At 38.7% G+C, this 26338-nt stretch carries 28 protein-coding genes; 7 read left to right on the forward strand and 21 right to left on the reverse strand.

All coding sequences use genetic code 11. From position 1 onward, the window contains the following. Positions 1 to 147: 147 nt before the first annotated feature. From A994_RS13220 to A994_RS02320, 4 genes are all read right to left on the reverse strand, one after another. Positions 148 to 291, reverse strand: coding sequence for a hypothetical protein (locus A994_RS13220; RefSeq protein WP_157787248.1), 144 nt, complete (start codon positions 289 to 291; stop codon positions 148 to 150). A gap of 73 nt (positions 292 to 364) precedes the next feature. Then, entirely contained in the window at positions 365 to 745 is a 381-nt protein-coding gene (locus tag A994_RS02315) for a DUF5518 domain-containing protein (RefSeq protein ID WP_004029656.1), read from the reverse strand. An 82-nt stretch (positions 746 to 827) separates the two neighbouring features. Further along, a complete protein-coding gene (locus tag A994_RS13225) occupies positions 828 to 980 on the reverse strand; it encodes a hypothetical protein (protein WP_192812687.1) in 153 nt (50 codons plus the stop codon). Positions 981 to 1316: 336 nt separating this feature from the next. Further along, complete coding sequence (locus tag A994_RS02320) at positions 1317 to 2216, reverse strand: LysR family transcriptional regulator (RefSeq protein ID WP_004029657.1); 900 nt, start codon at positions 2214 to 2216, stop codon at positions 1317 to 1319. Positions 2217 to 2428: 212 nt separating this feature from the next. Here A994_RS02320 and hxlB point away from each other — a divergent pair, with 212 nt between their 5' ends. Then, entirely contained in the window at positions 2429 to 3034 is a 606-nt protein-coding gene (gene hxlB / locus A994_RS02325) for a 6-phospho-3-hexuloisomerase (protein WP_048204001.1), read from the forward strand. 99 nt (positions 3035 to 3133) lie between these two features. Here hxlB and fdhD read toward each other — a convergent pair whose 3' ends face one another. The 4 genes from fdhD to mobB all read right to left on the reverse strand — a co-directional run bounded on the left by fdhD (position 3134) and on the right by mobB (position 6534). Continuing rightward, entirely contained in the window at positions 3134 to 3874 is a 741-nt protein-coding gene (gene fdhD / locus A994_RS02330; protein WP_004029660.1) for a formate dehydrogenase accessory sulfurtransferase FdhD, read from the reverse strand. Between the two features lie 168 nt (positions 3875 to 4042). Beyond that, a complete protein-coding gene (locus A994_RS02335) occupies positions 4043 to 4735 on the reverse strand; it encodes a TOBE domain-containing protein (RefSeq protein ID WP_004029661.1) in 693 nt (230 codons plus the stop codon). A 148-nt stretch (positions 4736 to 4883) separates the two neighbouring features. Beyond that, complete coding sequence (gene moaA, locus A994_RS02340; RefSeq protein WP_004029662.1) at positions 4884 to 5813, reverse strand: GTP 3',8-cyclase MoaA; 930 nt, start codon at positions 5811 to 5813, stop codon at positions 4884 to 4886. 13 nt (positions 5814 to 5826) lie between these two features. Beyond that, on the reverse strand, positions 5827 to 6534 hold the full coding sequence (gene mobB, locus A994_RS02345) for a molybdopterin-guanine dinucleotide biosynthesis protein B (RefSeq protein WP_004029663.1): 708 nt from the start codon (positions 6532 to 6534) through the stop codon (positions 5827 to 5829). A 726-nt stretch (positions 6535 to 7260) separates the two neighbouring features. On the opposite strand from mobB, the gene fwdF reads away from it, so the two are divergent. The 6 genes from fwdF (at position 7261) to A994_RS02375 (ending at position 12982) form a co-directional block, all read left to right on the forward strand. Further along, positions 7261 to 8316 (forward strand): tungsten-dependent formylmethanofuran dehydrogenase subunit FwdF, encoded by a 1056-nt coding sequence (fwdF, locus tag A994_RS02350; RefSeq protein ID WP_004029664.1) that lies wholly within the window; start codon positions 7261 to 7263, stop codon positions 8314 to 8316. A gap of 151 nt (positions 8317 to 8467) precedes the next feature. Beyond that, positions 8468 to 8725 carry a 4Fe-4S binding protein gene (locus tag A994_RS02355; protein WP_004029665.1) on the forward strand — a complete coding sequence of 86 codons (258 nt, stop codon included), beginning with the start codon at positions 8468 to 8470 and terminating at the stop codon, positions 8723 to 8725. Beyond that, complete coding sequence (fwdD, locus tag A994_RS02360; RefSeq protein ID WP_004029666.1) at positions 8722 to 9114, forward strand: tungsten-dependent formylmethanofuran dehydrogenase subunit FwdD; 393 nt, start codon at positions 8722 to 8724, stop codon at positions 9112 to 9114. The genes A994_RS02355 and fwdD overlap by 4 nt, the downstream gene beginning before the upstream one ends. 19 nt (positions 9115 to 9133) lie before the next feature. After that, positions 9134 to 10846, forward strand: coding sequence for a tungsten-dependent formylmethanofuran dehydrogenase subunit FwdA (fwdA, locus tag A994_RS02365; RefSeq protein ID WP_004029667.1), 1713 nt, complete (start codon positions 9134 to 9136; stop codon positions 10844 to 10846). Further along, positions 10843 to 11658 (forward strand): tungsten-dependent formylmethanofuran dehydrogenase subunit FwdC, encoded by an 816-nt coding sequence (gene fwdC / locus A994_RS02370; RefSeq protein ID WP_004029668.1) that lies wholly within the window; start codon positions 10843 to 10845, stop codon positions 11656 to 11658. Before fwdA ends, fwdC begins: the two co-directional genes overlap by 4 nt. Positions 11659 to 11683: 25 nt before the next feature. Then, positions 11684 to 12982, forward strand: coding sequence for a formylmethanofuran dehydrogenase subunit B (locus A994_RS02375; protein WP_004029669.1), 1299 nt, complete (start codon positions 11684 to 11686; stop codon positions 12980 to 12982). A gap of 93 nt (positions 12983 to 13075) precedes the next feature. Here A994_RS02375 and A994_RS02380 read toward each other — a convergent pair whose 3' ends face one another. From A994_RS02380 to A994_RS02440, 13 genes are all read right to left on the reverse strand, one after another. Further along, positions 13076 to 15046, reverse strand: a complete 1971-nt coding sequence (locus A994_RS02380; RefSeq protein WP_004029670.1) for a molybdopterin-dependent oxidoreductase — start codon at positions 15044 to 15046, stop codon at positions 13076 to 13078. 276 nt (positions 15047 to 15322) lie between these two features. Further along, positions 15323 to 15511 carry a 4Fe-4S dicluster domain-containing protein gene (locus tag A994_RS02385; RefSeq protein WP_004029671.1) on the reverse strand — a complete coding sequence of 63 codons (189 nt, stop codon included), beginning with the start codon at positions 15509 to 15511 and terminating at the stop codon, positions 15323 to 15325. Further along, positions 15492 to 15866: a NifB/NifX family molybdenum-iron cluster-binding protein gene (locus A994_RS02390; RefSeq protein WP_004029672.1), complete on the reverse strand. Its 375-nt coding sequence runs from the start codon at positions 15864 to 15866 to the stop codon at positions 15492 to 15494. The genes A994_RS02385 and A994_RS02390 overlap by 20 nt, the downstream gene beginning before the upstream one ends. A gap of 21 nt (positions 15867 to 15887) precedes the next feature. Beyond that, the gene (locus A994_RS02395) at positions 15888 to 16157 is read right to left on the reverse strand and encodes a DUF362 domain-containing protein (protein ID WP_100222221.1); all 270 of its coding nucleotides are present in this window, start codon (positions 16155 to 16157) and stop codon (positions 15888 to 15890) included. 50 nt (positions 16158 to 16207) lie between these two features. After that, the gene (gene nifN, locus A994_RS02400) at positions 16208 to 17638 is read right to left on the reverse strand and encodes a nitrogenase iron-molybdenum cofactor biosynthesis protein NifN (RefSeq protein ID WP_004029674.1); all 1431 of its coding nucleotides are present in this window, start codon (positions 17636 to 17638) and stop codon (positions 16208 to 16210) included. Then, positions 17639 to 19402, reverse strand: coding sequence for a nitrogenase iron-molybdenum cofactor biosynthesis protein NifE (nifE, locus tag A994_RS02405; RefSeq protein WP_237739681.1), 1764 nt, complete (start codon positions 19400 to 19402; stop codon positions 17639 to 17641). It abuts the gene before it with no gap. Between the two features lie 138 nt (positions 19403 to 19540). After that, positions 19541 to 20929, reverse strand: coding sequence for a nitrogenase component 1 (locus tag A994_RS02410; protein ID WP_004029676.1), 1389 nt, complete (start codon positions 20927 to 20929; stop codon positions 19541 to 19543). After that, positions 20929 to 22431 carry a nitrogenase subunit alpha gene (locus A994_RS02415; protein WP_004029677.1) on the reverse strand — a complete coding sequence of 501 codons (1503 nt, stop codon included), beginning with the start codon at positions 22429 to 22431 and terminating at the stop codon, positions 20929 to 20931. The genes A994_RS02410 and A994_RS02415 overlap by 1 nt, the downstream gene beginning before the upstream one ends. Positions 22432 to 22527: 96 nt before the next feature. Then, positions 22528 to 22896 (reverse strand): P-II family nitrogen regulator, encoded by a 369-nt coding sequence (locus A994_RS02420; RefSeq protein ID WP_004029678.1) that lies wholly within the window; start codon positions 22894 to 22896, stop codon positions 22528 to 22530. 34 nt (positions 22897 to 22930) lie between these two features. After that, positions 22931 to 23248, reverse strand: a complete 318-nt coding sequence (locus A994_RS02425; protein ID WP_004029679.1) for a P-II family nitrogen regulator — start codon at positions 23246 to 23248, stop codon at positions 22931 to 22933. Positions 23249 to 23326: 78 nt separating this feature from the next. Continuing rightward, complete coding sequence (gene nifH / locus A994_RS02430) at positions 23327 to 24154, reverse strand: nitrogenase iron protein (protein ID WP_004029680.1); 828 nt, start codon at positions 24152 to 24154, stop codon at positions 23327 to 23329. A gap of 352 nt (positions 24155 to 24506) precedes the next feature. Then, a complete protein-coding gene (locus tag A994_RS02435; protein WP_004029681.1) occupies positions 24507 to 25274 on the reverse strand; it encodes an ABC transporter ATP-binding protein in 768 nt (255 codons plus the stop codon). Next, the gene (locus A994_RS02440; protein WP_004029682.1) at positions 25271 to 26308 is read right to left on the reverse strand and encodes a FecCD family ABC transporter permease; all 1038 of its coding nucleotides are present in this window, start codon (positions 26306 to 26308) and stop codon (positions 25271 to 25273) included. Before A994_RS02440 ends, A994_RS02435 begins: the two co-directional genes overlap by 4 nt. Positions 26309 to 26338 lie beyond the last annotated feature (30 nt).

Below are 26338 nucleotides of genomic sequence, written 5' to 3' on the forward strand. Positions count from 1 at the left end.
TAATTAACCAGATTCTATTTACTATGATACCTTTTTTGGATTATATAAATTTTTCATAATTCTAAAAGAGGAACTTGTGAAAAATAAAATAATATAGTTCAATAAAATATCAACAAAATTTAGATTTATCCACCTAAGTGGACAATACTAGGTTATTTTTGAAATTTTCCCGAGTATTGTGGACTGGTTTACTTGTGGGTATCCTTTGTAGAGGATTTCTCCAAAGTCTTTGATCTCAGCACTTAAGAATTCACTGGCATTAACCGTTGCTTTGCTGTTGCCGCTAACCAATACTTTTGCAACCAGTGATGTTAAACCATCCGCCTAAAACACCCTATATGGTTGATAATGTTAAATCCATGCTTTAATTTGAAGTTGGATTTCCTTTTGGTGTTCTTGATCTTTTTATCAAGGATCCTATGAAACCTGCTATTGCACCAGCAATAATATAAAAAATTATAGCATATAAAGTGTAAAAAATCGTTTCACTGTCCATTCCCATAAAAGCCCAAATAGAACCAACAACCATAAACAGACTGATAACTATTACTAAAAAACCCACCACTAAACCGTTTAACGCACCCTCTTTTAAATTTGCTCCAACTGCATAACCAACATATATCGTTCCAATAAAAAACCCAATGAAAGCCCCGATCTCCGCAAGCCCAGTGAAAATTGGGATTATATAAGCAAGTATGAGGGCCATTATTATGCCCAAAGTGACTATTTTCCATTTTATAAGCATTTTACTCCTCTGATTTTTTTAATAAGTTATATTGGCCGAATGCAATAATGATTTTATTATCAACATAATCACTGTAATCAGTCTAAATGAAGATACTGTCTGTGTTCACAGTTTGTCCATTGATAATAACACTACTTGGTAACGCATTGTTTGTTTCAATTTGATTTTTAACGTTTACCGATGCCGAAGCAATATCGCCAGTTGTAAAATTGGATGTTGCAGAAACACAACCCATACTCAAAACAAAAAACAAAACCCGCTAAGATAAATAGTACAAATAATCTTTTCATAACAATGTTCCCCTTCGTAATTCTGGTAATAATTAATAAGATATAATACTTTCGATCAAATTAATGTTACAAAGTACTTACATTCTTTAAACTTTCATAAGACTATAAACAAAGTTTTTAGGTGTAAAAAATAAGCAATTTATTTAAAATTAACCATCTGGCCATTTTATTAAAAATAAACTAATATATGTAATCAAATCCCAATAAAATTATAAATATTCCGTAGAATGATTTAAAATAGAATAAAACACATTTAATCATCTATTTATATATTTGAATGTTTAATCAATTCTCCCAAAACCCCACTCCCTGATTATGTCCTGACCCTTTCCCTGGATAAAATTTGAAAAATCTTCCAGTTCATCCTTTTTATCCGCTTCATCTTTATCAGGGATAACCATGCTGATTATGTGGCTGGTGTCATCTGCCATGATATCCGACACGGTAAAAGAATCAAGCAATGGTGACATGAAACTCCTGTTTTGAAATGTTAAAAGATCTTCACGTGTTTTAACCATCTTGAGGGCATTTTCAGGGGAACTGCATACATCAACGATTTCATAATCAACCCGTAACTGATCCAGGGTGTTCCAGGCCAGTCTCTGGGCAGAATGAATAACTTCCACAAATTCTCTTCCCCGGAGCTGGTCAACATTCTCCAGGTTTTCATCAGATCCAGATACCAGTACCAGATCATCTCGGGCTATGGGTAAAAAGTCCAGATCATGCATATAAGCATGCACTGGGTCGTCTAAAACCAGGATATCCAGCATGTCCATCTCAGCCATCTTAAGGGCATTCAAATCATCGGTGGTATAAATCACCACTTCCAGGCCGTATTGACGTGCTAACGCGTCCATCAAACCGGTGGCAATGGGACCCCCACCTATAACCGGTACATCCCTATCCTCTAACCGTCTCAGATAGCTTTGGTATTTTTCCAAGATCACCATTCCCTGGGGACTGAGACCGGAACCTGCTCCAGTTGTCTCCACTAATTTAAAACCCAGCTTTCCTTCAGCGTCACGAATTCTGCGATTTAAAACTGCATGTGATATCCCCAATCTTTTGGCAGCTTCCCTCTGGGACCAGGTATTGGTGATCTCACGTAAAGCATCAAAAAGACGGTAGCTGAATGTTTCACCATTTATTTGCAGGTTCACGCTTGGCTGAGATTTCATTTTTCATCCTTTTAACTTGACAAGCTTTAAATGCCAGCTGATAAGGTTGGTGTAGGGATTTGTATAAGAATTGTATGAAATAGGACTTATATATATCAGGCCACTAAAAATTCATATAGATACAAAGTTTATTTGTAATAGTTAAAAAATTTATAATAATTAAAAATTACAATAATTTTTTAAAATACAATAATTTTTAAAAAAATATAACAATGGTGCTAATATTGAAAGAATTTATTCTCAACGATGCTATAGAAGAAATAATGGATAATGTGCGGTCTGTTTCTGCAGAACTTGACCCTGAAAACATTGAAGACATGACCCGCCTCTTACAAACATCTAAAAACGTTTTTGTAATGGGACTGGGACGATCTGGTCTGGTAGCCCGGGCCTTTGCCATGCGCCTAATGCACCTTGGAATCAGTGTTTACGTGGTGGGAGAAACCACAACCCCTGCTTTAACCAGTGAAGACTGCCTCCTGTCAATTTCAGGTTCAGGTGAAACCTTCAGCATTATCAGTGCAGCCAACATTGCCCATAAAAGGGGAACCAAGATCATTGCGGTGACTTCCTATGTGGATTCCACCCTGGGAGAGATGGCTGATCTGGTGGTACATATAAAAGGACGTACAAAAATTGATTCAGAAAAAAACTACATAACCCGGCAGATGAACGGAAAACACCAGTCATTATCTCCAATGGGAACCCTTTTCGAGGTAACCAGCTTGATATTCCTGGACAGTCTCATAGCCCAGTTAATGGTTGAAATGGGAAAAACAGAAGAGGATATGAAGGCCAGGCACACGGTTATTGAATAACCGTATCCTATATTCTTTTAAACTTTATATCATCTTTTAATTTTATTATCATTTTCTATTTCATTACATTTTACTTATTTTAGTACATATTATTCCTAATTAAACTATTATACGGTGGGGGTGGGTGTATATATTGAATCTACCATCTCTTAAAAAACCGATTAGGGTAATGCCTGCTTTTTCACCTATTCTTAAACCTTCCACAGTAGGGGCAGCTTTGGTAACCATGATGGGTATGCCTACATTGGCCAGTTTCACCACCCTGTCAGGGGGTATCCTTCCACTGCATACAATAAAACTTTTTGAAAATTCAATTCCCTTTTTTAACCCCGCACCAATAACTTTATCCACGGCCACGTGGCGGCTGACATCCTCCCGGACAATGAACTGATCCTCACTTACAAGTGCGGCCACATGTGTGCCCCCGGTTTTGGACCAGACTTCTGCTTTTTCAATAAGTAGCTGGTATGAATCAATAATTCTATTTTTTTCAACCTTCAAAAGGGCGTTAACATGGGGTATGGGCTGGTCCTGATGTACCCATCCATCGTAACAGGAAAGATCGTCAGTTTTTAAATGTTCCTGTTCTTTTAAACCAACTTGAATCGAATCTGATTCTAGAGTGATTTTTTTAAGATCATCCATGGAATGGATGTACCTCTCATCCAGCAGATAACCTATGGTGAAGTCTTCCAGGTTATCCGGGCTTAAGTAAAATTTACCAAGCAGATTCCCGTTAACCACTAGTTTCATCTTAGCATCAATGGCTACCAAGTCTTCAGTAGGATGAGCTTCCTCTTTTACCTTAATTATATTGGTTTTCTGGAACATTTTGCTCATGTATCCACTTCCACAATGCCCTATAAAAAATACTATATGAAAATAATTAGTTGGATAAAATAAATTAAGATTTTATGAGTTACATGTTTGAATTATAAAAAATATTGGTATATTAAAGCACTCATTGAGGAATAATAGGCGTTTTTAGGTATTAAATTATAGTTAATTCTATAATTTAACCACAGCAATTGCAGCAGCTTTAAATCCTATAAAAACTTCTTTTCCAAGATCTAATTCTAATTCATCTCTTGCATACTGGGTAATGTCTGCAAATAGATTCACACCGCCTAGATCTATATTTAATCGTACTACTTGGTTTTTAAGTTCCATTCTGGTTATAATGCCTTTGAAAACGTTTCTTACACTGGATTTTTGTGGTTCAAGTGTTAAGAAAATATCTTCAGGACTAATTAAAACCAAAATTTTTTCACCGATTTTAAACTCACCTCTAAGGGGTAAGATAACTCTTTTTTCACCGAAATAAATGTTAATAATTTTTTTCTCTTCATCTATTTCTGCAATTTCAGATTCTATTTCATTTACATCGGTGTGCATTTTGATTACGCTTTCTACTTTTCTGTATTCTCTTAAAAGGAGCTTTCCTTTGGTGGTCAGTTCACTTCCCCCTCCTCCTCCTTTACCTCCCCTTTTAGTTAAAACTAACAGATCATTAAGGTCATTTTCAAGGTTTTCAATATATTTAAGGGCACTTCTATATGGTATATCTGATTTCTGGGAAGCTTGGGTAATGGATCCACACTCATCAATAAATTTTAAAAGATTAAACTTTTTTTTATCCAATAATATGAGTTTTCCACCTATTTCTAACCTATATTCTGGTTCATCTTTAGATTTAGTCATTGAAAACCCCCATTAATTCCTGTTTTGTATATAATAATTATAACCAATATATTATTTGTAATTGGTTAAAGATGTATAATATTAGTCAAATATTGTAGCGATTTTATATGATCATATCGATATTCATATAAATTATTTTGATGCCCCTTCATGAGCATTTATCATAATATGGTTCTCTATTTTCTATGGCCTTTAAAAATAATTTTTTGAGCTCTTCATTGGATTTTCCCTGCCTCATTGGCTCTATAAAATCAACCAGATTATCATTCCGCAGTAAACATGGTTTTAACTTACCTTCGGGGGTTATGCGTATTCTTGTGCAGTTTTTGCAGAACTGGGTGTTGTCCATGGGTTTAACAACCTCGATCTCCCCTCCATCCACAAAGTATTTTTTCCTGTCCTGCATGAACTTCCTGGTTTTAACTTTATCTGCCCTATTTACCAATTCTTCTTCTAAATCATCCATTTTGTAATGGTAATCATCAATAAAACCATTATCTGGGCAATTTTCAGTTTTTAAAAGTTCAATAAGTTGTAGTACTGCTCCATTTTCCTGACAGAAGTTAAACATGTCCCAAATTTCGTCATGGTTAAGTCCTTTCATCACTACCATGTTCACTTTAACTGGGTAAAGGCCGGATTCAGAAGCATGGATTATGCCCTGTTTTGCCTTTTGAAGGTAGTCTTTTTTGGTTATGAATCGATAAATTTCGGGTTTAAGGGTGTCAAGGCTAACATTAACCCGGTTGAGCCCAGCTTCCACTAAACTATCGGCGTATTTATCTAAAAAAGTTCCGTTGGTGGTTATGGAGACATCTTTAAATCCTATTGATGATATTTTGGACACAATTTCCACTATATCGTCACGAATCAGTGGTTCTCCGCCTGAAAGTCTGATCTTCTGCACCCCGATGTCACGGGCAACCTGGGCGATGCGATGTATCTCATCAGGTGTCATTTCGTATTTTTGAGGTAGTATGCCATCGTGGTGGCAGTAAAAACAGTTTACATTGCAGCGATTTGTTATGGATATCCTTAAAGATATTATAGGGCGCTGGTAGGTATCAGTTACTGTCATTAGGGTTACCTTTTTATTGGTTGATGTCGTGCTGTATTGTGAGTTCGATTTTTTGGGGTTCGCCATGTTCTTTGATTTTAAGGGCGCTAATCATACCCAGGAATGTGTTTTCAATGAATTTATTAACAAATGGATTCATTGGGACTCTATTCCCATTAACTTTAAGAATAACATCTGCCATTTGTTTCATAACACAGAGGTCTTCTTTAGCATCTCCTTTTACCATGGCCAATGCCATTTGCCGGCAGTTTTCGTAACCACAGTCACCACAGTCCAAGTTTGCTAGTTTACCAAAACTCCTCTCTTCAACCAGATCTGCTAGTTTTCCAACGGATTCCTCATCCAGTTCGCGCACATCCACCTGTGCCAGACTTAAAGGATCATCTAAGGAAGAAGTGGAAATTTTAGCATAATTAGCAGGTTTATAACCTTCTAATACTAGGAAATCTAGTTGATGTAGCTGTTGGACGCTGCTTATTATTGTTTCAAGGTCCATGTCTTCAGTTACTATGAAAAAGGTTTCATCTCTCCCTGCACCCACCACTATTTCTGCACCAGCTTCGCGGTGTTTCCAGGTGTCCTTTCCTTCTAAGTCTAATTTAACATGGGTATGTTTCACAGTACCTACTTTGAAACCTCTTTTAACCAGTTCACTCACCAACAGGGTGACCAAAGTGGTTTTACCCGTGTTTTTGGTTCCTGCCACTGACACTATCTTCATGTATTACACCTCTACACTGTATAAATTTTATCTACCTTTTTAGTTAATCACTTATCTTACATGTATTCTACACTAACCTCTTTGGATATTGCATAAAAATATTTAGGTATTGTTCATAATTTGTGAATCTGTATCTAAAATTATTGAAGGTTCACACAATTTGGCCAAAGGTTATTATTACTTATTTAATCAAAGATTAAGCAAATTTATATATTATTATTAATTATGGGTGTAAATTCCAATTTAGTCCTGTATAAATACTGTAATATTCTGGACTTTAGTTGGATTGGATTTTGTAGTTGGATATGGGGGAAATAGATTGTGCAATGATTTTTTTTTGCTAAATACTTCAGTATCAACTAATTTTTTGCTAATACTCCAAGTATCAACTAAATTTATCTTTTGCTTATTATGGGATACTTTATATTGTTGAATTTTCAATTTGTATTACAAGTCTATGTGTGATTATAACACGTCCATATATATTATTTTCTATATAATTTTTTAGAGAAATTATATATATTAAAGCAATCGAATGTGTTATCAACACACATGATATGTATCAAAGCACATGTAAAACCATCAGACATCAATCAGATCTTCTAAGTGATTGGGTTGATAGTGATCACATTAACCAGGGATTAGAGTTGTTTTGAGGATGTCTGTTGTGTACTAAATATGTATAGTGATTCAGGAAACTTATTATAAATAAAGGAGGTTGATGTAATGGAAACAACAGAAGTTATTGAGGGTAAAGACATTTCTGTAGAGAGGACAGGCGAAAAAGACAGAAAATTATTATTTAAGAATGAAAGCTGTGCTGCCTGTGGTCTCTGTGAAAAAATTTGTCCAACAAACGCTATAGAGGTTCAACCAACTGGTGCTGTGGTTAGAACGGAACAGAATACAAGTAACATAGAGATCGACGAGAATAAATGTGTTCTATGTGGAATGTGTAGTAGTATCTGTCCTTTTGACGCACTGGATCTGGAAATAGCTGGACAGTCCATAAAAACAATGGATGCTTACCCACACCTAATAAAATCTGCAGAAATTGATGATGATACATGTATATATTGTAAAGCATGTGAAACTGCTTGCCCTGCCGAAGCAATTACCATAGATCGTAAACTGCCCGACAGAGCAAAATTGGTAAGTGGTGAAATCGAAATCGATAAAGAAACCTGTATAGATTGTGGAATATGTGAAGAAATGTGTCCTGCAGATGCAATTACATTAGAACACAAATTCCCAACTTCTGATGACCCTACAGTCTCTTCAGACATAACTGTTGACAAAGATAAATGTGTTTATTGTATGGTATGTAAAAAGGCATGCCCAGTGGATGCAATTAAAGCAGTGTGCAGAATATGTTCCTATGGAGAATACGATATAAAATCTGAAGACTCCCAGATCAAGGGTGATTCTGTCATAGATGATGATTTATGTGTGAAGTGTGGATGGTGTCAGGATGTTTGCCCGGTTGATGCTGCAACAGTTACCAAACCATTTGAAGGTAAACTTGAGCACGACGACGATACCTGTCAGGGTTGTGAAACCTGTGTTATGGTATGCCCATGTAATGCATTATCATTCCCACAACCTGCAGAATCGGGTGATAAAGAAGCTAAACTCTACATGGATGAAAAATATTGCATATACTGTGGGGCATGTGAAAGATCCTGTCCTGTGGATGCAATAAATGTTACCAGAACCGGTATCAACTCCACACCAATAAAATCAAAATCATGGAAAAAAGCTTTTGAATCGGTAAAAAACTGATGATATCTGGATTATCATCATTGAATTATCATCAAGCTTATAAAAAAAAATTAGAGTTGTAACTAATCTTAAAACAATCAATAAAAAATAATTTTAGTTTAAAAACGATTTAAATGTCTTTTAAAAATCTAAAATTTATGGAGGTAATTAAATGGCAATTGGGCTAGTAGTATATCGAGAGCTTTGTCATGGATGTGGAAATTGTGTTGTGTCCTGTCCAGTCAATTCACTAAACAGTCCTGAGGTCGCTGGAGGAAAGGGGCCTACAGATGATGTTGATCTGATAATGATCGTGGAGGATGGTCGAGTAAACCTCAAAAACGTTAACTTATGTGGAAAATGCGGTACATGTGTTGAAAGCTGTCCGGTAGACGCCATAAGACTTGAAAAATTGGAGGAAGCCAAATGAGAGTTATATTAAACACAGGCAGGACAGTATGGCAGGGTCAGGCAATCGAATCGGGTAAAGATCTTCAAATGTTCATAAATGCGGCGGCTATATGTCATATTAACCAGGACATGATGGATGAACTGGGTATAAAAGATGGAGACAATGTAAAAATAGTTTCTGAATATGGTGATGTTATTGTTAAAGCAGTGAACACAAAGGAAGAACTTCCAGATGGAATGGTCTACGTCCCAATGGGACCCTGGGCAAACAGAGTTATAAGGCCTAACACAGATTCCACGGCCACGCCCAGTTTTAAAAATGTCCCGGTGGACCTTAATCCTACAGAAGAGCCTGTTCTTGACATGCCTACTCTCATGAAAGGTTACGGAAAGATTTCAAATTACTAATGGTTTAGGAGGATTTACATTGGAACGTATAATAAAAAATGGAATTGTTTATGATCCACTAAACAGCATCGATGGAGAGCAAATGGACATCTGCATAAAAGATGGTAAAATAGTGGAAAGTGTAAGTGAAGCTGCAGATGTCATAGATGCCTCTGGAAAAATAGTTATGGCTGGAGGTGTGGATCCACACACCCACATAGCTGGTCCTAAAGTTAACGTTGGAAGGATGTTCCGTCCAGAAGACAGTAAAAAAGATGCTGAAGTTATAACCAATCTTAAAAGAGCAGGAAGTGGTTTTTCAGTTCCTTCAACATTCATGACTGGTTACAGGTACTCCCAGATGGGTTACACAACTGCAATGGAAGCAGCAATGCCACCACTTCTTTCAAGACACACCCACGAGGAATTCATTGACACACCTTTCATTGACCATGCAGCATACCCCCTCTTTGGTAACAGCTGGTTTGTTATGGAGTATTTAAAAGATGGGGACATTGATAAATGTGCAGCATTTGTATCATGGCTTTTAAAGGCAACTAAAGGGTACACAATAAAGATAGTTAACCCGGCAGGAACTGAAGCCTGGGGTTGGGGTGGAAATGTTCACGGAATAAATGATCCCGCACCTTATTTCGACGTCACCGGGGCAGAAATTATTAGGGGTTTGGCTGAAGTCAACGAGAAACTGGGACTTCCACATGCAATACACCTTCACTGTAACGATCTCGGACACCCTGGAAACTACGAAACAACCCTGAAATCATTTGATGTGCCAAAAGGGATAAAGGCGAACCCAAAACACGGAGAGAGGGATGCTGTACTGTACGCGACACACGTTCAATTCCACAGTTATGGTGGTACAAACTGGAGAGACTTTGTATCAGAAGCACCCAAAGTAGCGGATTACGTAAACAAGAATGATCACCTTGTAATAGATGTTGGGCAGGTTACGCTGGATGAAACCACACTTATGACAGCTGACGGTCCTATGCAATACGATTTACACACTTTAAACGGGCTTAAATGGGCCAACTGTGATGTAGAACTTGAAACAGGTTCTGGTATTGTTCCATTCCTTTACCCTCCAAGGGCACCAGTCCCAGCATGTCAGTGGGCAATAGGGCTAGAACTCTTCCTGCTAGTTAACCCTGAAAAAGTTTGTTTAACAACAGACAGTCCAAACGGTGGGCCTTTCATAAGATACCCCAGGGTTATGGCATGGTTAATGAGCAACAAGTACAGGGAAGACATGATTGAAAACCAGGTTCACAAATGGGTTCAGAAAAAAACCAGTGTAGCCACCCTTGACAAGGAGTACAGTTTCTACGAAATCGCACAGATAACAAGGAGCACACCAGCTAAAGTTCTTGGTTTAAGTGAAACCAAAGGCCATCTTGGAGTTGGTGCAGATGCGGATGTAGCAATTTACAACTTCAATCCGGAAGTACAGGATCAGTCCGCTGACTACGCTGCACTTGAAGCCGCACTTCAAAACTCAGCTTATGTCCTTAAAGATGGTAACATTATAGTTAAAGAGGGTAATGTTGTCAGTGAGGGTACACACGGAAGAACCTACTGGGTTAACTCTCTTTACGATGGAGAGTTAGAGAAACAGGTTGAATCTGAAGTTGAGAAAGTATTCAAAAAATATTATTCAGTTAACTTTGCAAATTACCCTGTTCAGGAAGAATATCTTCCTAAATCATGTCCAATAAATGGGGTGATCCAATGAATGAAATAATCCTGACACCTAAAGAACAACCACTGGTACCCATTGAAATAAATAACATAATTCCCGATGTTTTAGCAGGTAAAAGTATAGATGATATCAAAAACATGGGAATATGGCATGGTAACAGTCAGGTAAGACTCCACGAGTTCTTTGATGTTGAAGGAGAATCATCAGAAAATCCCTCTGAAATAAAGATAATTATCAATGGTGATGTTTACAACACCAAAAGGATTGGTCAGGGAATGACTACTGGTGAAATCCTGGTCAAAGGAAACGCTAACATGTACGTTGGTGTGGAAATGAAAGGTGGAAATATCACCGTAGAAGGAAATGTTGGTTCATGGGCTGGACAGAACATGTCCGGTGGAGAATTAACCATAATGGGTGATGCAGAAGACTATGTAGGTTCAGCATACCGTGGAGACTGGAGAGGTATGAGTGGCGGCCTTTTAACTGTTCATGGAAATGTGGGCAGTGAAATCGCCGAGTACATGTTGGGCGGTAAGATTGTAATCAAGGGAAATACTAGAATAGAACCCGGAGTCCACATGAACGGAGGATTACTCGTAATTGAAGGTGACGTCGTTGCCAGAGCCGGTGGAGAAATGAAAAGTGGCACAATAGTAATCAAAGGACGTGTCAACGAATTTTTACCCGGATTCAGGTACTTGGGTGTTGAAAAAGACATAGAAGTAGAAGGAGAATTAATTAAAGGTGCATTTTATAAATTTGAAGGTGATTATGCAACTAAAGGGGCAAAAGGATTTGTATATGTTTCAGTTGCAGGAAATAGCCATATAGCACCTTTCTAAATTAAGAGTTCATGGAGGGATAACTTTGGAACTTGTAAAAAATGTTGTGTGCCCATTTTGCGGAACCCTATGTGATGACATAATCTGTAAAGTAGAGGATAATGAAATAGTAGGCACAATGAACGCATGTATAATAGGACACAGTAAATTTGTTCACACTGAAGGTGCTGAAAGATATACTAAACCACTTGTGAGAAAGAATGGTGAATTTGTGGAAGTCACCATGGATGAAGCCATAGACAAAGCAGCACATATACTAGCAGATTCAAAGAGACCATTAATGTATGGATGGAGCTGTACTGACTGTGATGCACAGGCAGTTGGAATTAAACTCGCCGAAGAAGCTAAAGCATGTATAGACAATACTGCTTCTGTTTGTCACGGACCTTCTGTTCTGGGACTTCAGGATTCAGGATACCCCATATGTACTATGGGTGAAGTAAAAAACCGTGCAGATGTAGTTGTCTACTGGGGATGTAACCCAATGCACGCACACCCAAGACATCTTTCAAGAAATGTATTCGCACGCGGGTTTTTCAGAGAAAGAGGCCGGTCTGATAGGACATTAATAGTTGTCGACCCTCGAAAATCAGATTCATCCAAACTAGCGGACATTCACCTGCAACTGGAGTATGACCATGATTATGAACTATTGGATGCCATCAGAAGTGTGGTAAACGGTAAGGACATTCTCTATGATGAGGTTGCAGGAGTACCTCGAGAACTTATCTATGAAACTGCAGAAGTTCTTAAAAATGCACAGTTTGGTATACTCTTCTTTGGAATGGGAATAACCCACAGTCGTGGAAAACACAGGAACATCGACACTGCCATCTGTCTTACGACTGATCTAAACGATGCATCCAAGTGGAATCTCATACCAATGAGAGGTCACTACAATGTTACTGGCTTCAACCAGGTATGTACATGGGAAGTTGGATATCCATACTGTGTTGATTTTGCAACCGGAATTCCAAGGTACAACCCTGGTGAATCAGGTTCAAACGACCTTCTCCAAAATAAAGAGACTGATGGAATGCTGGTAATAGCATCCGACCCTGGTGGAAACTTCCCACAGAAGGCACTTGAGAGAATGGCTGAGATCCCTATTGTGGCAATAGAACCGCACCGTACACCAACCACAGAGATGTCTGATGTAATCATTCCACCAGCAATTGTGGGTATGCAAGCAGAAGGTACTGCCTATAGGATGGAAGGAGTTCCAATCCGGATGAGAAAAGTTGTGGAGTCCGACCTGCTTCCAGATAGGGAGATTCTGGAAAGAATCCTTGAAAAAGTCAAAGAGATCAACGCATCTAAATAATAAGCCGGAATGGCTTTTTATTTTTATTTCTTTTTTTTTAATTGGTTGCTTGTTCTATTGATACATTTTCCCTGATTTTTCAATAAATGGTTTTTAAGTAGTTCTTTTTAATCCAACAAATGTTTCATAGTAAGGAGCCCCATTACCATGGTCGCTCACAAGATCAGGAGTCAAAATATTCACACATTTATTATATTTTCTCCATCCACCCCTATGGGTGAGAACGTAATCCGGTCTAATCTCATTATTTTCCTTAACTTTAACCAAAAGTTTTCCCTGAATTGATTCGAGCCAGACTTCTTCACCATCTTCAATACCTTTTTCTTTAAGAACTTCTGGATGGACTTGTACCTCAAGAACACTTTTTCCATGTTCATTATCCGGTATTTCTGAACCTATCCATCCTTGAGGGCTAACTGATAGTAATCTAAGGCTAAAACCCATATTTGTGTTGAAATTTTTATTTAAAATTTCATCTGTAATTTTGAGATGAAGTTCAGTTGGAAACTCAAATTTCCCTGATTTAGTTTCAAATTTCCCATCAGAAAAGGGGGTTATTGGGGCAGATGGAAGCCGGTAAGGTTTTCTTTGAATGTCTTCCAGTGATATTCCCTCACGGATTATGGGTTCTGCTAGTTTACCCAACCATTCACGAGGGGTTCCTGCCATTTTTTCTCCAAATCCAAGCTTCACTGCTAATTCCTGGAATATCTGTAATTCGGATCTGGCCTCACCACAGGGAGGGGTAACGGGGTTGAGGGGGGATATCCAGTTATGACCATAGCTTCCAACCAGATCTTCCTCTTCCAAAAAGCAGGTTGCTGGTAAAAATAGGTTAGCCACATCAGCAGTATCATTTAAGAAATGATCGACCATTATAACATCATCAACACTTTGAAATGCCTTTTTCACTTTGTGGGTGTTGGCAAGCATTGCTAAAGGATTTCCTGCTGTGATAAAAATGAGTTTAATAGGTGGGTCCTGTGTCCTGATCAGTTCTTCACCAACAATGGGTATGTTCAGTTTCCTCTGGTTGGGTGCAATATCATCAAGGGCATGCTCATGGTTGAAGTAGCCATATTCATCAAAACCATGACTGACACCACCACCACTTTTTCCTATGTTCCCTGTAATGGCAGCCAGTGCATCAATAAGGCGGAAAGTCAAATGACTCTTCACGTAACGTTGCAAACCCCAACCTAATATGATGCTACTGGGATGACCATTTGCATACAACATTGCCAGTTTATAAAGGTCGTTCAGGGGGACATCGGTTATTCTGGAAAGTTCATTCAGGCTGTAATCATTCAGTAAATCATGGTAATCCTGAAAGTATTCTGTATTTTTGTGTATGAATTCTTCAGCAATGATTTTCTCTTTTAATATTATCTTAGCAATTGCTATGGCTAAAAAACTGTCGGAGCCCGGAACTGGCTGCAGGTACATATCTGCACTATGACTGGTTTTGGTGTTCACCGGATCAATTACTACTAATTTAGCCCCTTTTCGGTGTGCTTGTTTAATGATCTTCCACAGATGAATATCGGTGACTGCAGGATTTCGACCCCAAACCAATATAACTTTGCTGTTAAGATGATCAATGGGGTCATGGGATAGACGAACTCCCATGTCCATTTCCTGACCTGCCTGTCCTGTTCCTCCGCATATTGATCCGTAAAGGGTGGAAACTCCGCCTAATAGATTAAAAAAACGACGATTAATAAGTCTAAGTGCGGTTCTAGCTCCATAGCCTTGGTAATAAAGAATAGACTGGCTTCCGTAGTTTTCACAAGCATTCTTTATTTTAGTGGTGGTCATATCCAGGGCTTCATCCCAGCTAATCTGCACCCATTTACCATCTTCCTTTTTTAAGGGATGTAAAATTCTCCTATCGTTGTAAAGTCGTTCTTTTAAATAGTTTTTTGCGTTCCTGCAGATGAAACCACTGGTTATGTCATGTTCAGGATTTCCGTGCAATTTAACTATTTTTTCATTTTCTACTTGGGCTATTATGCTGCATGTTCCGGGGCAGTCAGCTGTACATGCTGTTAAAATTTCCCTCATAAAAATTCTCCGATATGTCTGTAATATTCAAATATATCTTTAATATGGAATATTAAGCTTAAAAGTGGGATAAAGTATTGATGAGCTGTGAGTTAATAGACTCTACTCATTTAATAGACTCTACTCATTTAATAGACTCTACTCATTTAATAGACTCTACTTATTTTAGTATTTTATTAATTTTCAATCAAAACCCCTCTAAAAAGAAATATTTATCAAAAAATAAAGAAATTCCTCCCTTTGGAGGAATCTAATTTTCTTATTTTTTATTTAGTTTTATTCTGTTATATTTATGGCTGAGCTGGGACATAGATCCTGGCACATTTCGCATAAATTACAGTCTTCCCCTGATTTGGTGATTATTTTATTATTTTCCAGTTGAAAAATTGACATGGGGCAGGAATCTACACATTCTGCACAGTCACTGGCATCACATTTATCATGATCAATCTTTATTATGGGCATCTTCTCCCTCCAATTGCTTATTTGATTTTATTTCCTGGATAACTGAAGTAAGATAACCGGTTATTGCATTGGTTATGGTCTCTTTTTTCGATTCTACTACTTCAATTCCAAATTCCTGTAATTTTTGACGGGGTTCATCACCTATTCTTCGGCAAAATACTACCCGACAATCTTTCAAAATTTCTAAACCTCTTTTCCAACGATATTCATGATCATAAATTGGTTTTTTGCTTTTTTCTCTCAATTCTAAAAATTCGAGGCCTCCTTTTCCCATCTGGAAGATGAGATAGTGACTGGCCTGTCCGAAGTGCTGGTCTACGGTCTCACCATCGCTAGAGGCAACTGCGATCTTCATTTAATCCTCCAGGGGATTGTTTTAATAAGTTTTTAATAGTCTTTTTTTCCCCGTATTTCGATTTTTAGTTTTAATTATCTTTTCTGCTGTATTCTTGTCATGATCTGGAATATTTATGATAATGGCTGCTTCTGGGCATATCTCTAAACATTCCTGACACATTTTGCAGTAAACAGGGGATGTAACAGTTACTACATCAGTGATTGTGAAAACATTATTTGGGCAGACATACGCACATTTGCCGCATTTTGAACCTTGACAACGGTTTTGGTTTAATATAATGTCGATCATGCCCATATACTCCTTTAAACACCTGCTAATTCATTTAACTATTAATTAATTTAATTTTCCATACCCTCAATTAACTCATAACCTGCTTCATCATAGTAGTGCTGGATGATGGTGTTGGTAAGTTGATCCAAAAGATTTAAACTTCCACTGTAACCTAAAATGCGGATTCTCTGGGCACCTACCCGGTCAAATATTGGGAATCCTACTCTAAACAGGGGAATATTTTCCTCCACGGCTACACGTGCTCCGTAAGAGTTTCCTATCAGGAGATCTACTCCCGTTTTTTTGACTTCCTGGTGCAGATCATAGAGATCTCCGCCATTGATTATCACTGGATCATGCCCAGTTTTGCAGATGATCTTTTGAATATCTGCACTGAATTTACTGCTGTGGGTGCCAGTGGCAATAATCGCAGGTTCCATGCCCATCTCAGTCAGAAAACTCACCATGCCTAATACTAAATCTGGATCTCCATAGATTGCCACTTTTCGCCCGTAATTGTAGGCTTGGGAATCAACCAAAGCATCCAGTAATCTGCCACGGTCGCGTTCCATCTCTGGGGGGATACTTTCAACATCTTTCAGGGAGGAAAGGGTGCTTATGAATTGATCAGTGTTCTCCAGGCCCACCGGGAGGGGTAGTGTAACATGGGGAACACCAAATCTTTTCTTAAGGAAGATCCCACCTGAATCTGCGTGTTTAGAGAGGGTTAATGTAATTTTTGAATTGGATGTTCGTCTGATTTCATCTAAAGTTGTTCCACCTGATGGTAAAAATTCTATTGATCCATTTAAAGGAGCATGGAGTGATTCGGAGGTATCCGTGAGGATAATGTTATCCAGTTCCATAAGATCTAATATGTGTTTAATCTCCTCCACATCTGCGGGGGCCAGGTTTCCAGGGATGATATTGATTACATCATTTTTATCCTCTGATTTTGGGGGTAAAGCCAGACTTTCTAATATGGCTTTAATGGTTTTATCATAGCCTTCTACATGAGAACCCGTATAACTGGGAGTGGATACTGTTATTATGGGTGGAAGTTCCTCTTTATTAAGTTTAAAGTGGGATTCACGAAATTTATTTATTATACCATCTACATCATCCCCAATGGTCTCGGTAAGACAACTGGAAGTAACCCCAATCAGGGTGGGATGGTACTGTAAGTTCATGGTTTCCATGGCTTTTATAAGGTTTTTTTCGCCACCGTACACCACGGTACTTTCACTCATGGATGTGGAAGACACGTTAATTGGTTCCCTGAAATGACGGCATAATTGGAATCGCATGTAGGTACTGCATCCCTGTGAACCATGTATAAGTGGCATAGCACCTTCAATACCCAGAAGGGCCTGCACAGCACCCATGGGTTGACACATTCTACAGGGATTGATCACTGCAAATTTCTTTTTATTAGTCTCAAGGGATTTCCCAGGTGATGTAACCTTATCTGGAGGGATATTCTCAGGAGTACTGTGCAATTACATCACCTCTGGGGAAATTTTTGTTTTGGATGAACATTCTTTCACGGATTTTTTGCATTTCATTGAATTAGACTTCTCTTTACAAGCTGATATTTCACAATAAGTTTCTTTATAATTTGATACTTTAAATTGGGTTTCTTTATAATCTGATACTTTAGAGTTGGATTTTTTACAACCTGATACTTTAGAGTGGGCCGTTGCTTTTGTATTTATCAAAGGTGATGATTTTGAGGGATATTTCGTTGGATTATTAAAAACTGAGCCCTGTTTTAATTTGGCAGTGTATTTCCAAACTGGACTTGACACTGCCCGATCCACTTCCCTGGCAAAGTTTAGGAATCCCTGAAAACCGGCAAAAGAGCTGATACGGTCATGGTTAAAGTCGCAGAACGCTACTCCCATTTTCAGTGACATATATTTCTCTTTTGCTCCTGAAACCAGTAAATCTGGTTGGTATTTCTCCAGAAGTCTGGCCAGTTCCATGGCATTGGCATCATCCACAATGAGGGTTCCATCTCTCACAGTCTCTTTTATCCGCTGATAGTCTTCAGGCAACCCATTTTGAGTTCCAGTCATCAGTACTTCCATTCCCAGCTCTTCAAATGCTCTGATAAGAGACCAAGCCTTATTTCCCCCAACATAAACCGCAACTTTCTTACCAGTTAAACGTTGCCTGTAGGGAGTAATGGCATCTCTGATTCGGCTGGTTTCCAGTTCAATGAGCTTTTCAGTTGCCTCCATCATCACCGGGTCGTTGAAAAATTCAGCTATGGATCTGAGGGATTTTGAAGTTTCTTCAACTCCGAAAAAGTTTACTCTGACCTGAGGAATATTGTAACGTTCTTCCATGGAATCAGCCAAGTAACGGGATGATTTCTGGCACTGTACCAGGTTCAGATGGGCTAAATGGGCATTTGCTATATCTTCAACCCGTGAGTCTCCTGTAATCACCGCTTGAATGGAAACTCCAATTTTTTCCAGGAGTGGTTTCATTGCCCAGAAATCTCCAGCCACATTGAACTCTCCTAAAATGTTTATCAAGTAATCAGTTGTTGCTGGAGGGTCTTCTGTATTTGTAGGGGGAATATTTATTTCAAGAGTGTCCATTTTCTTTTGGGGAGTTTTTATACTTTTTTGAGAAGTTTTTATACTTTTCTGGGGAGGTTCGGTACCAATGAGGTATTCTAGCATGGCATCACAGGCAAGCTGGTGTCCCAGTGATTTATTAACGCTCCTGAAACCTTCTGATTGGACTGGTATAACTCTTGATCCAGTGATTTCGGTTGCTTCACGGCAAACACTTTTAATATCATCTCCAATTAACCCCACCACACAAGTGGCGTAGACGAAAATAGCAGCAGGTTTGAATAACTGGTTCAACTCTACTATGGTTTCCAGGAGTTTTTTCTCGCCTCCGAAGACAATGTCCTTTTCCTGGAGATCCGTGGAGAACCCATTACGATAGAGTTCAGATCCTGATGACCTACTTCCACGAATATCCCATGTGCATGATGCACAGCCCAGAGGACCGTGTACCAAGTGGATGGCATCGGTTATGGGCATTAAAACCACCCTGGCCCCACCATAAACGCATGATCGTTGAGTTACCATTCCAGGGACACTGGCCTGGTTACATGCAGGAGTGGATTCATTGCCCTCTCTTTTGATGCACATATGCTTCTTTCGAGATTTCAGGGTACTTATCACTTCTTTTGGTATTTTAGGAATTTTAATATCCTGCAGATCCAGGGAAGAAATCACTTCTTTATCCCCCTTTTGGGGGTTATGGTGAGATTTATTATTCTTTTGCATTAGATAACCGTTAATTTATATTTTTTTTCATTTTTTAGCTACTTAATATATATTTTTTAAAAAAAATTTATGAAAATTTTGATCATTTTACTGCTGTAATTTCCAGTGTTCGTCAGCATAGTATTTGTCAAACACAGTATTGGTTATTCGGTCTATTAGATTAACTGAACCATTATAACCTACAATAGGGACTCTGTGATATCCTGCTCGGTCATAAACTGGATATCCAACTCTTACCAATGGAATATCGAGGTGTTTAGCAAATAATCTGCCATCAGAGTGACCAATCATCATTTCTACTGGTTCTTCCTCTAATTTAACTTCTAAAGCTCTTAGATCGCTTCCTATCATGACATCTACTGGTTCATCTGATTCTTTGGCTACTTTTTTCATTTCACTAACGAATTCTGGATTTTCAACACCAGTACAAACCACGGATGGGATCATTCCCAGTTCACATACAAAGCGGGCTATCCCTGCACTTATGGCTGGATCTCCAAATATGGCTACTTTACGTCCGAAAAGATACCTTGATGCGAGATCTGCCATGGAATCTATTAAGAGTCCTCTTTCATCCAGAACAGAATCTGGAATTTCTGTGTCGGTGAATTTTTTCAAATTTCTCAGGAAATTATCGGTATTTTTAACACCAATGGGTATAGGACCTACAGCAGCAGGAACTTCATACTTTTTCTCAAGAGAAAGGGCACCAGAACCTGCATATCCGCACAAAGCTATTGTTCCAAGGCTGTTAGATGAATCTTCTATTTCTTCAAGAGTTGTTCCTCCTTTAGGATAGAATGGTCTGGTTTCAGTTGTTGAGGGGCGGAGTGGTGAATCAAATGGATCAGATATGTCGGTGAGTATGATCCCATCAATTCCCATAAGTCCCATTATATGTTTTATTTCTCTGATATCTCCTGGATTAACGATTCCTGGAATTATATTGACCTTTTCATTACTATCTTCAGGATCTTGGGCTAAATTATTCACCAATGCGTTAATACCATTGTCGTAACCTTTGAAATGGGTTTCTACAAAACTGGGGGTGCTTATGGGTACAATTTTTATTTTTTCTGCTTTTTCTTCCCCTATTTTTTGTTTTAGTTCTTCCTTAGCTATTTTGATGAAACCTTCCATGTCATCTCCAATAATTTCACTGGAGCAGGTGCTTATGGCGCCGATCACACTTGGTTTAAACCGGACTGCCAGGTTTCCAATACCGGATATCAGGTTTTTTCTTCCGCCGAAAACTGCGGCATCTTCGTGTAGTGATGTTACTGCAATTTCTGAAGGTTCCCTGAAATGTCTGGAGAATGAGTATCTCACAAAGGTTGAACATCCTTGAGATCCGTGAACCAGTGGAAGACCTCTTCTTATTCCGGCAACTGCATACATGGCACCCATGGGCTGGCAGGTAACCAGGGGATTTATAACTGCAGTTCTATCCCTTTTCATTACATTGGCACAGCTCATTACAGGACCTCCTCTTCTTTGGCTTTAGGAACATTTGTTCCGGTTTCAGATATTTTGCCTTTTACTTCCTCTTTTGAAGTTTCTTCTTCATCTTCGATGGTTTCTTCAAATTCTAACATATTCCACACTGGATTATATATTGATGCGTATATATCCTGGGCCAGATTTAAGAATCCTTCAAAGCCCATGTAGGGCCCATTTTCGTATGAATGGATTAACACGCAGGGAACTCCCAGTTTATGAGCTATATATTTCTCTTTTATTCCTGAAAGAATAATGTCTGGTTTGTATACATCAATGATTTCTTCCAGTTCCAGTGAGTTAGGGTCATCCACAATTACAGTTCCTTCACCCACACGTTCTTTGATCTTTTCATATCCATCTTCGTGTTCAAACATGGTTGAAACAGCAACTGTTTCCATTCCAAGGTGTTCTTTTAATGGTTCTGGAAGGTGCCAGTTTTTAGGTCCTCCTGAAAACACCCACAATGTTTTTCCTTCAAGTTTTTCTCTATAGAAATCTAATTTTGGTTGTATTTTGGCCATTTCACGATCTATGAGTTTTTGAGCATTTTCTTCCAGTCCAAAGTGTTTAGCTACAGCCATAAGATTTTCGGCACAGTATTTTGGGCCGAAAAAATCCACCTTGATGTAGGGGATGTTGTATTTCTCTTCGATTAAGTCTGCAATGTAAGTTGCAGAACGTTGACACCTTACTAGGCTTAATTTAGCCCTGTGCATCCAGCATATTTCATCATGACTGCAGTCTCCAGTGAATGTGGAGAGTATGTTAATTCCTATCTCTTCAAAATACTTTTGAAGGACCCACAGGTCTCCATCTATATTGTATTCTCCGATTAGGTTGATATCGTAGGGCGTTGTTTCTGGTGGTTCTTTGGTTCCAACCAATTTGTTGAAAAGGGTAAAATTACCTACATGGTGTCCTTTGGATTGAGTTGGCCCTGAAAATCCTGGAGCATTAAATGCTATTACATCTTTTCCAATTTCCTCTGATAATTCTTTAGCAACTGCATCCATGTCATCCCCTATAAGTCCCGTTGTACATGTTGCATAGGTGTAGATGGCAGTGACAAATGGAAATTCTTTAGCAGCTTCCAAGATGGACTGTCGTAATTTTTTCATTCCACCGAAAACCACATCCGATTCTTTTAGATCGGTACCCATAATATATTTCAGGTTAAACTGATCTACAGGAATTTTATCTCCATTGGGAAGATCAGGGGAAGTGGGATACCTTTTACTCCCACAACCATAAGTGGTACATCCTACAGGTGAGTGAACCACGTGCACCACGTCTTTCACAGCTCCAGTTATAACTCCCTTAACACCTGCAAATGCACACCCACGTTCGGTCATACAACCGGGAACAGTTTTAGTATTACATTTTGGGATTTCTCCAGTTGGATCTGCTAAGTCTTTTACATAAGTATGGTTTTTCCTTTCCGGGATTTCTTTATCCACTTCAAAAAGTTCATAGGGCATTTTTACTCTCCTAAAATGCTGAATTCTCCGTTATTTTTTTGTTCGAAATATTTTTATGCTAATTTGTCCCTTTTGGATTGATGATCTTAATATTGATTAAACCAGGGCTTTTGTCCCTCGTTCATTCGTTCTTACCCGCACTGCCTCGTCTATAGGGCATACAAATAATTTCCCATCACCGTTTTGTCCGGTCTGGTTAACTCTCATAATTGCTTCAACAATTAAAGAAACATCTTCATCGGGTACAATTAGCGATATAAGTCGTTTAGGTATGTATCGCATGGTACCTTCCTCTTTTAGAAGGGTTTCGTTCTGTATGTCGAAGGATACTTCTCCAATTATTGCTTTTTGCTTTCCTCGCCCCATTACTCTTTGTGCAGTCATTGCAGGAAATCCAAGGGCGTTTAGAACGTCCTTAGTTTGAGTCATTTTGTTGGGGCGGATTATTGCGATTATTTCTTTCATTAAATGCACCGACTTTTATTTCCCATAAATTAAGTTAAAGTTCACTACTGCGCGTTCTTACGGTGTAAGCTTCATCTACTGGGCTGATGAATATTTTTCCATCACCAAAACTCCCGGTAAATGCCGATTCATTTATTAAATCAACAATTTGGGGAGTGGCATCGTCTTCTGCAACCAGTAGAATCATTGTTTTGGGTAACTCATCGTAGTAAATTTTATCCACCTGAATACCCTTTTGTTTTCCACGTCCAATAACATCCATTTTGGTTAAAGCCACATAACCAGCCTCTGCCAGTGAATCAACCACTTCTTCAGTTTTATCTGGGCGTACAATTGCTCTAATCATTTTCATTTTTTTAATCACCGTTAAATTTTTGAACTTGGATTCTATGGTATCAATCCCTTTCCAATTTGTAGATGGTTGGTTTGTTTAATCAACTAAACCATATTTCATAACCATTTCTTCCAGTTCTTCCATACTCATTGGATTGGGAATTACGAAATTTTCATTTTCAATTATTTTCCTACCCAGTTCCTCATACTCGTGGGCCTGGTTACATTCTTCATCAAACTCAACAACGGTTCTTTTGTTGAATTCTGCTTTCTGAACGATGTTATCTCGTGGAACGAAATATATCAACTGGGTCCCGATACGTTTACAAAATTCTTCCAGGAGTTCTTTCTCTCCGTCCACATTTCGACTGTTACAGATTATTCCTCCAAGCCGGACACCGCTTTGTTCTGCGTATTTCACCATACCTTTGCAAAGGTTGTTGGCAGCATACAGTGCCATCATCTCTCCAGAGGCTACCACATAAATTTCTTCTGCTTTACCGTCCCTGATGGGCATTGCGAATCCTCCACACACAACATCACCGAGAACATCGAAGAAAACAAAGTCATTGTCATCATAGACTTTAAGTTGTTCCATGATGGTTATGGCGGTTATAACTCCTCTACCTGCACATCCAACACCGGGTTCAGGTCCTCCTGATTCAACACATTTAATTCCGTCAAATCCGGTGGACATAATTTTATCTAGGTCCATACAGGCTTCTTCTCCCTCTTCCCGGAGGGTGTCCATCATGGTTGTCTGCATTTTGCCCCCAAGGATCATTCTTGTACTGTCTGCTTTGGGGTCACAGCCGTGTATCATCACTTTCTTATCGTGAAAGTGTGCCATGGCTGATGCTGTGTTTTGAGTTGTTGTTGACTTTCCAATTCCACCTTTACCGTATATAGCTATTTTTCTTACCATTTTGACCTCTCTTTTTTGGTTTTCTAATAAATTTAACCGGAAGAAGGAAACATACTTCCGACAAACTAGTGTTGGCAATCATCTTATATAAATTTTCTGGTACAAGTGTAATGAAAAATTGTATGGTGATGACAATTTTATCTAAAACAATTTTAGTAAAATATCATTGTTTCTGAAAAAAGTATAATCATCTAAAAACAGTTGATGAAACCCGTGTAATAGTTTTTAACTTTATGGGCAGCTCGTAGGAATTTTTCTAAAAAATATAGTGATTAAACCTTCATTAGTCTAATGCATTGTCTTGTGGTTAATACTACTATTTTAGTGACTTAATGATTATTTATGAAATTATTTAAGGAACGCAGGCCATTCTCCCTCCAACATCCAGAATCTTCACATCTATACCGTAAATACGTTTCATGTTCTCGGGGGTGATGACATCTTCTGGTTTTCCCAGGGCTAGGAATCTTTTTTCATTCATAAGTGCCACTTTAGTTGCAGAAATAAATGCATGGTCTGGGAAGTGTGAGGACATTATCACCGCAAGACCTTCACTGGCCAACTTTTGTATAATATTCAGGGTTCGAATTTGATTACCAAAATCCAGGTGGGAAGTGGGTTCATCCAGAATAAGAATATTTGGTTCCTGTGCAAGAACCCGAGCAATGAAAACCAGCTGCTGTTCACCACCACTTATCTCCGTGTAGGGTTTATCCTTCATATAACTGATATTCAAGGATTCCAGGGCTTTCAGCGCAATTTCATAGTCCTTATCAGAAGGGGATTCAAACATGTCCAGATGGGGAGATCTGCCCATTAACACCACATCCAACACAGTAAATGGAAAGGTTGAATTATGAATTTGAGGGATATAACCAATCTTTTTGGCCAGATCTGCACGGGAAAATGAATTCATATCCTGACCATCGATCATGATCTCTCCTGAATTGGGCTTCATAAGGCCGGTTAAACATTTAATCAGGGTGGTTTTACCGGTACCATTGGCACCCAGAATACAGAAAATATCCCCTGGAGTAACTGAAAAATTTATATCCTCAAAAATGTTCTTGTTATCATCATAGGCAAATGAACAGCCTTCTATTTCCATAAGAGGATTCATACCCACACCTCTTTACTTTTTCTAAGAAGATATAAAAAGAATGGAACTCCAATAAGGGCTGTAAGTATTCCTATTGGGATTTCAACTGTGGTGAGCGTTCGGGTGACATCATCGATCAGTAGGAGGAAGAAAGCCCCGGTAACCACGCTGGCTGGTAGTAGAATTTTATGATCTGGCCCCACTATCATCCGGGTAACATGGGGTATAACCAAACCTACCCAACCAATAATTCCACAGATACTAACTGAGGATGCGGTTACCACAGTACAGCATAAAATTATAATGGCCTGCAACTTTTTAGTATCCACGCCCATGGTTTGAGCTTCTTCCTCACCCATTGAAATAACATTAATTCTCCAGCGGATAAGGAGGAGAATTATTATTCCAATTATAACGGGTATTCCCATCATCACCAGTTTTTGCATGGTTACTGCTGAAAAACTTCCCAAAAGCCAGAAAACAATGGTGGGGAGTTGCTGGTAAGGATCAGCAACGTATTTGGAAAGGGCGATCAGGGCTCCGAAGAAGGATTCAATGGCAATACCGCATAGAATCAGGGTGAGAATGGATGTTCCTTTAAAGGTCCTGCTGATGAAGTAGGTAAGTCCCACTGCAATCAAACCACCGAAAAATGCTGAAACCTGGATCATGATGGTTCCAACTGATAATAGTATGGCTAATGATGCTGCAAAACCTGCACCAGCTGAAACTCCCAGCTTATCAGGTGAAACCAGTGGATTTCTGAATAATCCCTGGAAACATGCACCGGCAATGGATAAAGCCGCCCCCACTAACATGGCTGCCAGTATACGGGGCAACCTTACTTGGAAGATAACTGTCTCCATTGATGGTGAAACTGTAGAGTTAATGGGCAGAATTTTGGAAACCATGGTGATCATAACATCATAAGGGGGGATAGGATATCTTCCAACCAGAAAGGAAAGGAAAAATAGGATTATGAGAGGGATACATAGCAGTACTGTTATGGATATATTGTGAGCTGCTATTTTATCCCTGATTTTTTTCTTGAGCATGTAGATATCACTTTTTTGGTTGTATGGGGC

It is taken from the genome of Methanobacterium formicicum DSM 3637, assembly GCF_000302455.1.
Lineage (GTDB): Archaea > Methanobacteriota > Methanobacteria > Methanobacteriales > Methanobacteriaceae > Methanobacterium > Methanobacterium formicicum_A.

Bases quoted from the DNA above. Each gene is read 5' to 3' on its own strand.
- A994_RS02415 (WP_004029677.1), bottom strand. From the start codon at position 22,431: ATGCCCTATGAACTTTTTGAAGTGGATAAAGAAATCCCGGAAAGGAAA.
- A994_RS02440 (WP_004029682.1), bottom strand. From the start codon at position 26,308: ATGCTCAAGAAAAAAATCAGGGATAAAATAGCAGCTCACAATATATCC.
- fdhD (WP_004029660.1), bottom strand. From the start codon at position 3,874: ATGAGCAAAATGTTCCAGAAAACCAATATAATTAAGGTAAAAGAGGAA.
- A994_RS02395 (WP_100222221.1), bottom strand. From the start codon at position 16,157: ATGATCGACATTATATTAAACCAAAACCGTTGTCAAGGTTCAAAATGC.
- moaA (WP_004029662.1), bottom strand. From the start codon at position 5,813: ATGACAGTAACTGATACCTACCAGCGCCCTATAATATCTTTAAGGATA.
- fwdF (WP_004029664.1), top strand. From the start codon at position 7,261: ATGGAAACAACAGAAGTTATTGAGGGTAAAGACATTTCTGTAGAGAGG.
- hxlB (WP_048204001.1), top strand. From the start codon at position 2,429: ATGGTGCTAATATTGAAAGAATTTATTCTCAACGATGCTATAGAAGAA.
- mobB (WP_004029663.1), bottom strand. From the start codon at position 6,534: ATGAAGATAGTGTCAGTGGCAGGAACCAAAAACACGGGTAAAACCACT.
- fwdD (WP_004029666.1), top strand. From the start codon at position 8,722: ATGAGAGTTATATTAAACACAGGCAGGACAGTATGGCAGGGTCAGGCA.
- A994_RS02380 (WP_004029670.1), bottom strand. From the start codon at position 15,046: ATGAGGGAAATTTTAACAGCATGTACAGCTGACTGCCCCGGAACATGC.
- A994_RS02420 (WP_004029678.1), bottom strand. From the start codon at position 22,896: ATGAAAGAAATAATCGCAATAATCCGCCCCAACAAAATGACTCAAACT.
- A994_RS02435 (WP_004029681.1), bottom strand. From the start codon at position 25,274: ATGAATCCTCTTATGGAAATAGAAGGCTGTTCATTTGCCTATGATGAT.
- A994_RS02335 (WP_004029661.1), bottom strand. From the start codon at position 4,735: ATGACTAAATCTAAAGATGAACCAGAATATAGGTTAGAAATAGGTGGA.
- A994_RS02385 (WP_004029671.1), bottom strand. From the start codon at position 15,511: ATGCCCATAATAAAGATTGATCATGATAAATGTGATGCCAGTGACTGT.
- A994_RS02425 (WP_004029679.1), bottom strand. From the start codon at position 23,248: ATGAAAATGATTAGAGCAATTGTACGCCCAGATAAAACTGAAGAAGTG.
- A994_RS02410 (WP_004029676.1), bottom strand. From the start codon at position 20,929: ATGAGCTGTGCCAATGTAATGAAAAGGGATAGAACTGCAGTTATAAAT.
- fwdC (WP_004029668.1), top strand. From the start codon at position 10,843: ATGAATGAAATAATCCTGACACCTAAAGAACAACCACTGGTACCCATT.
- A994_RS02390 (WP_004029672.1), bottom strand. From the start codon at position 15,866: ATGAAGATCGCAGTTGCCTCTAGCGATGGTGAGACCGTAGACCAGCAC.
- nifH (WP_004029680.1), bottom strand. From the start codon at position 24,154: ATGGTAAGAAAAATAGCTATATACGGTAAAGGTGGAATTGGAAAGTCA.
- A994_RS13225 (WP_192812687.1), bottom strand. From the start codon at position 980: ATGGGTTGTGTTTCTGCAACATCCAATTTTACAACTGGCGATATTGCT.
- A994_RS02315 (WP_004029656.1), bottom strand. From the start codon at position 745: ATGCTTATAAAATGGAAAATAGTCACTTTGGGCATAATAATGGCCCTC.
- A994_RS02320 (WP_004029657.1), bottom strand. From the start codon at position 2,216: ATGAAATCTCAGCCAAGCGTGAACCTGCAAATAAATGGTGAAACATTC.
- A994_RS02355 (WP_004029665.1), top strand. From the start codon at position 8,468: ATGGCAATTGGGCTAGTAGTATATCGAGAGCTTTGTCATGGATGTGGA.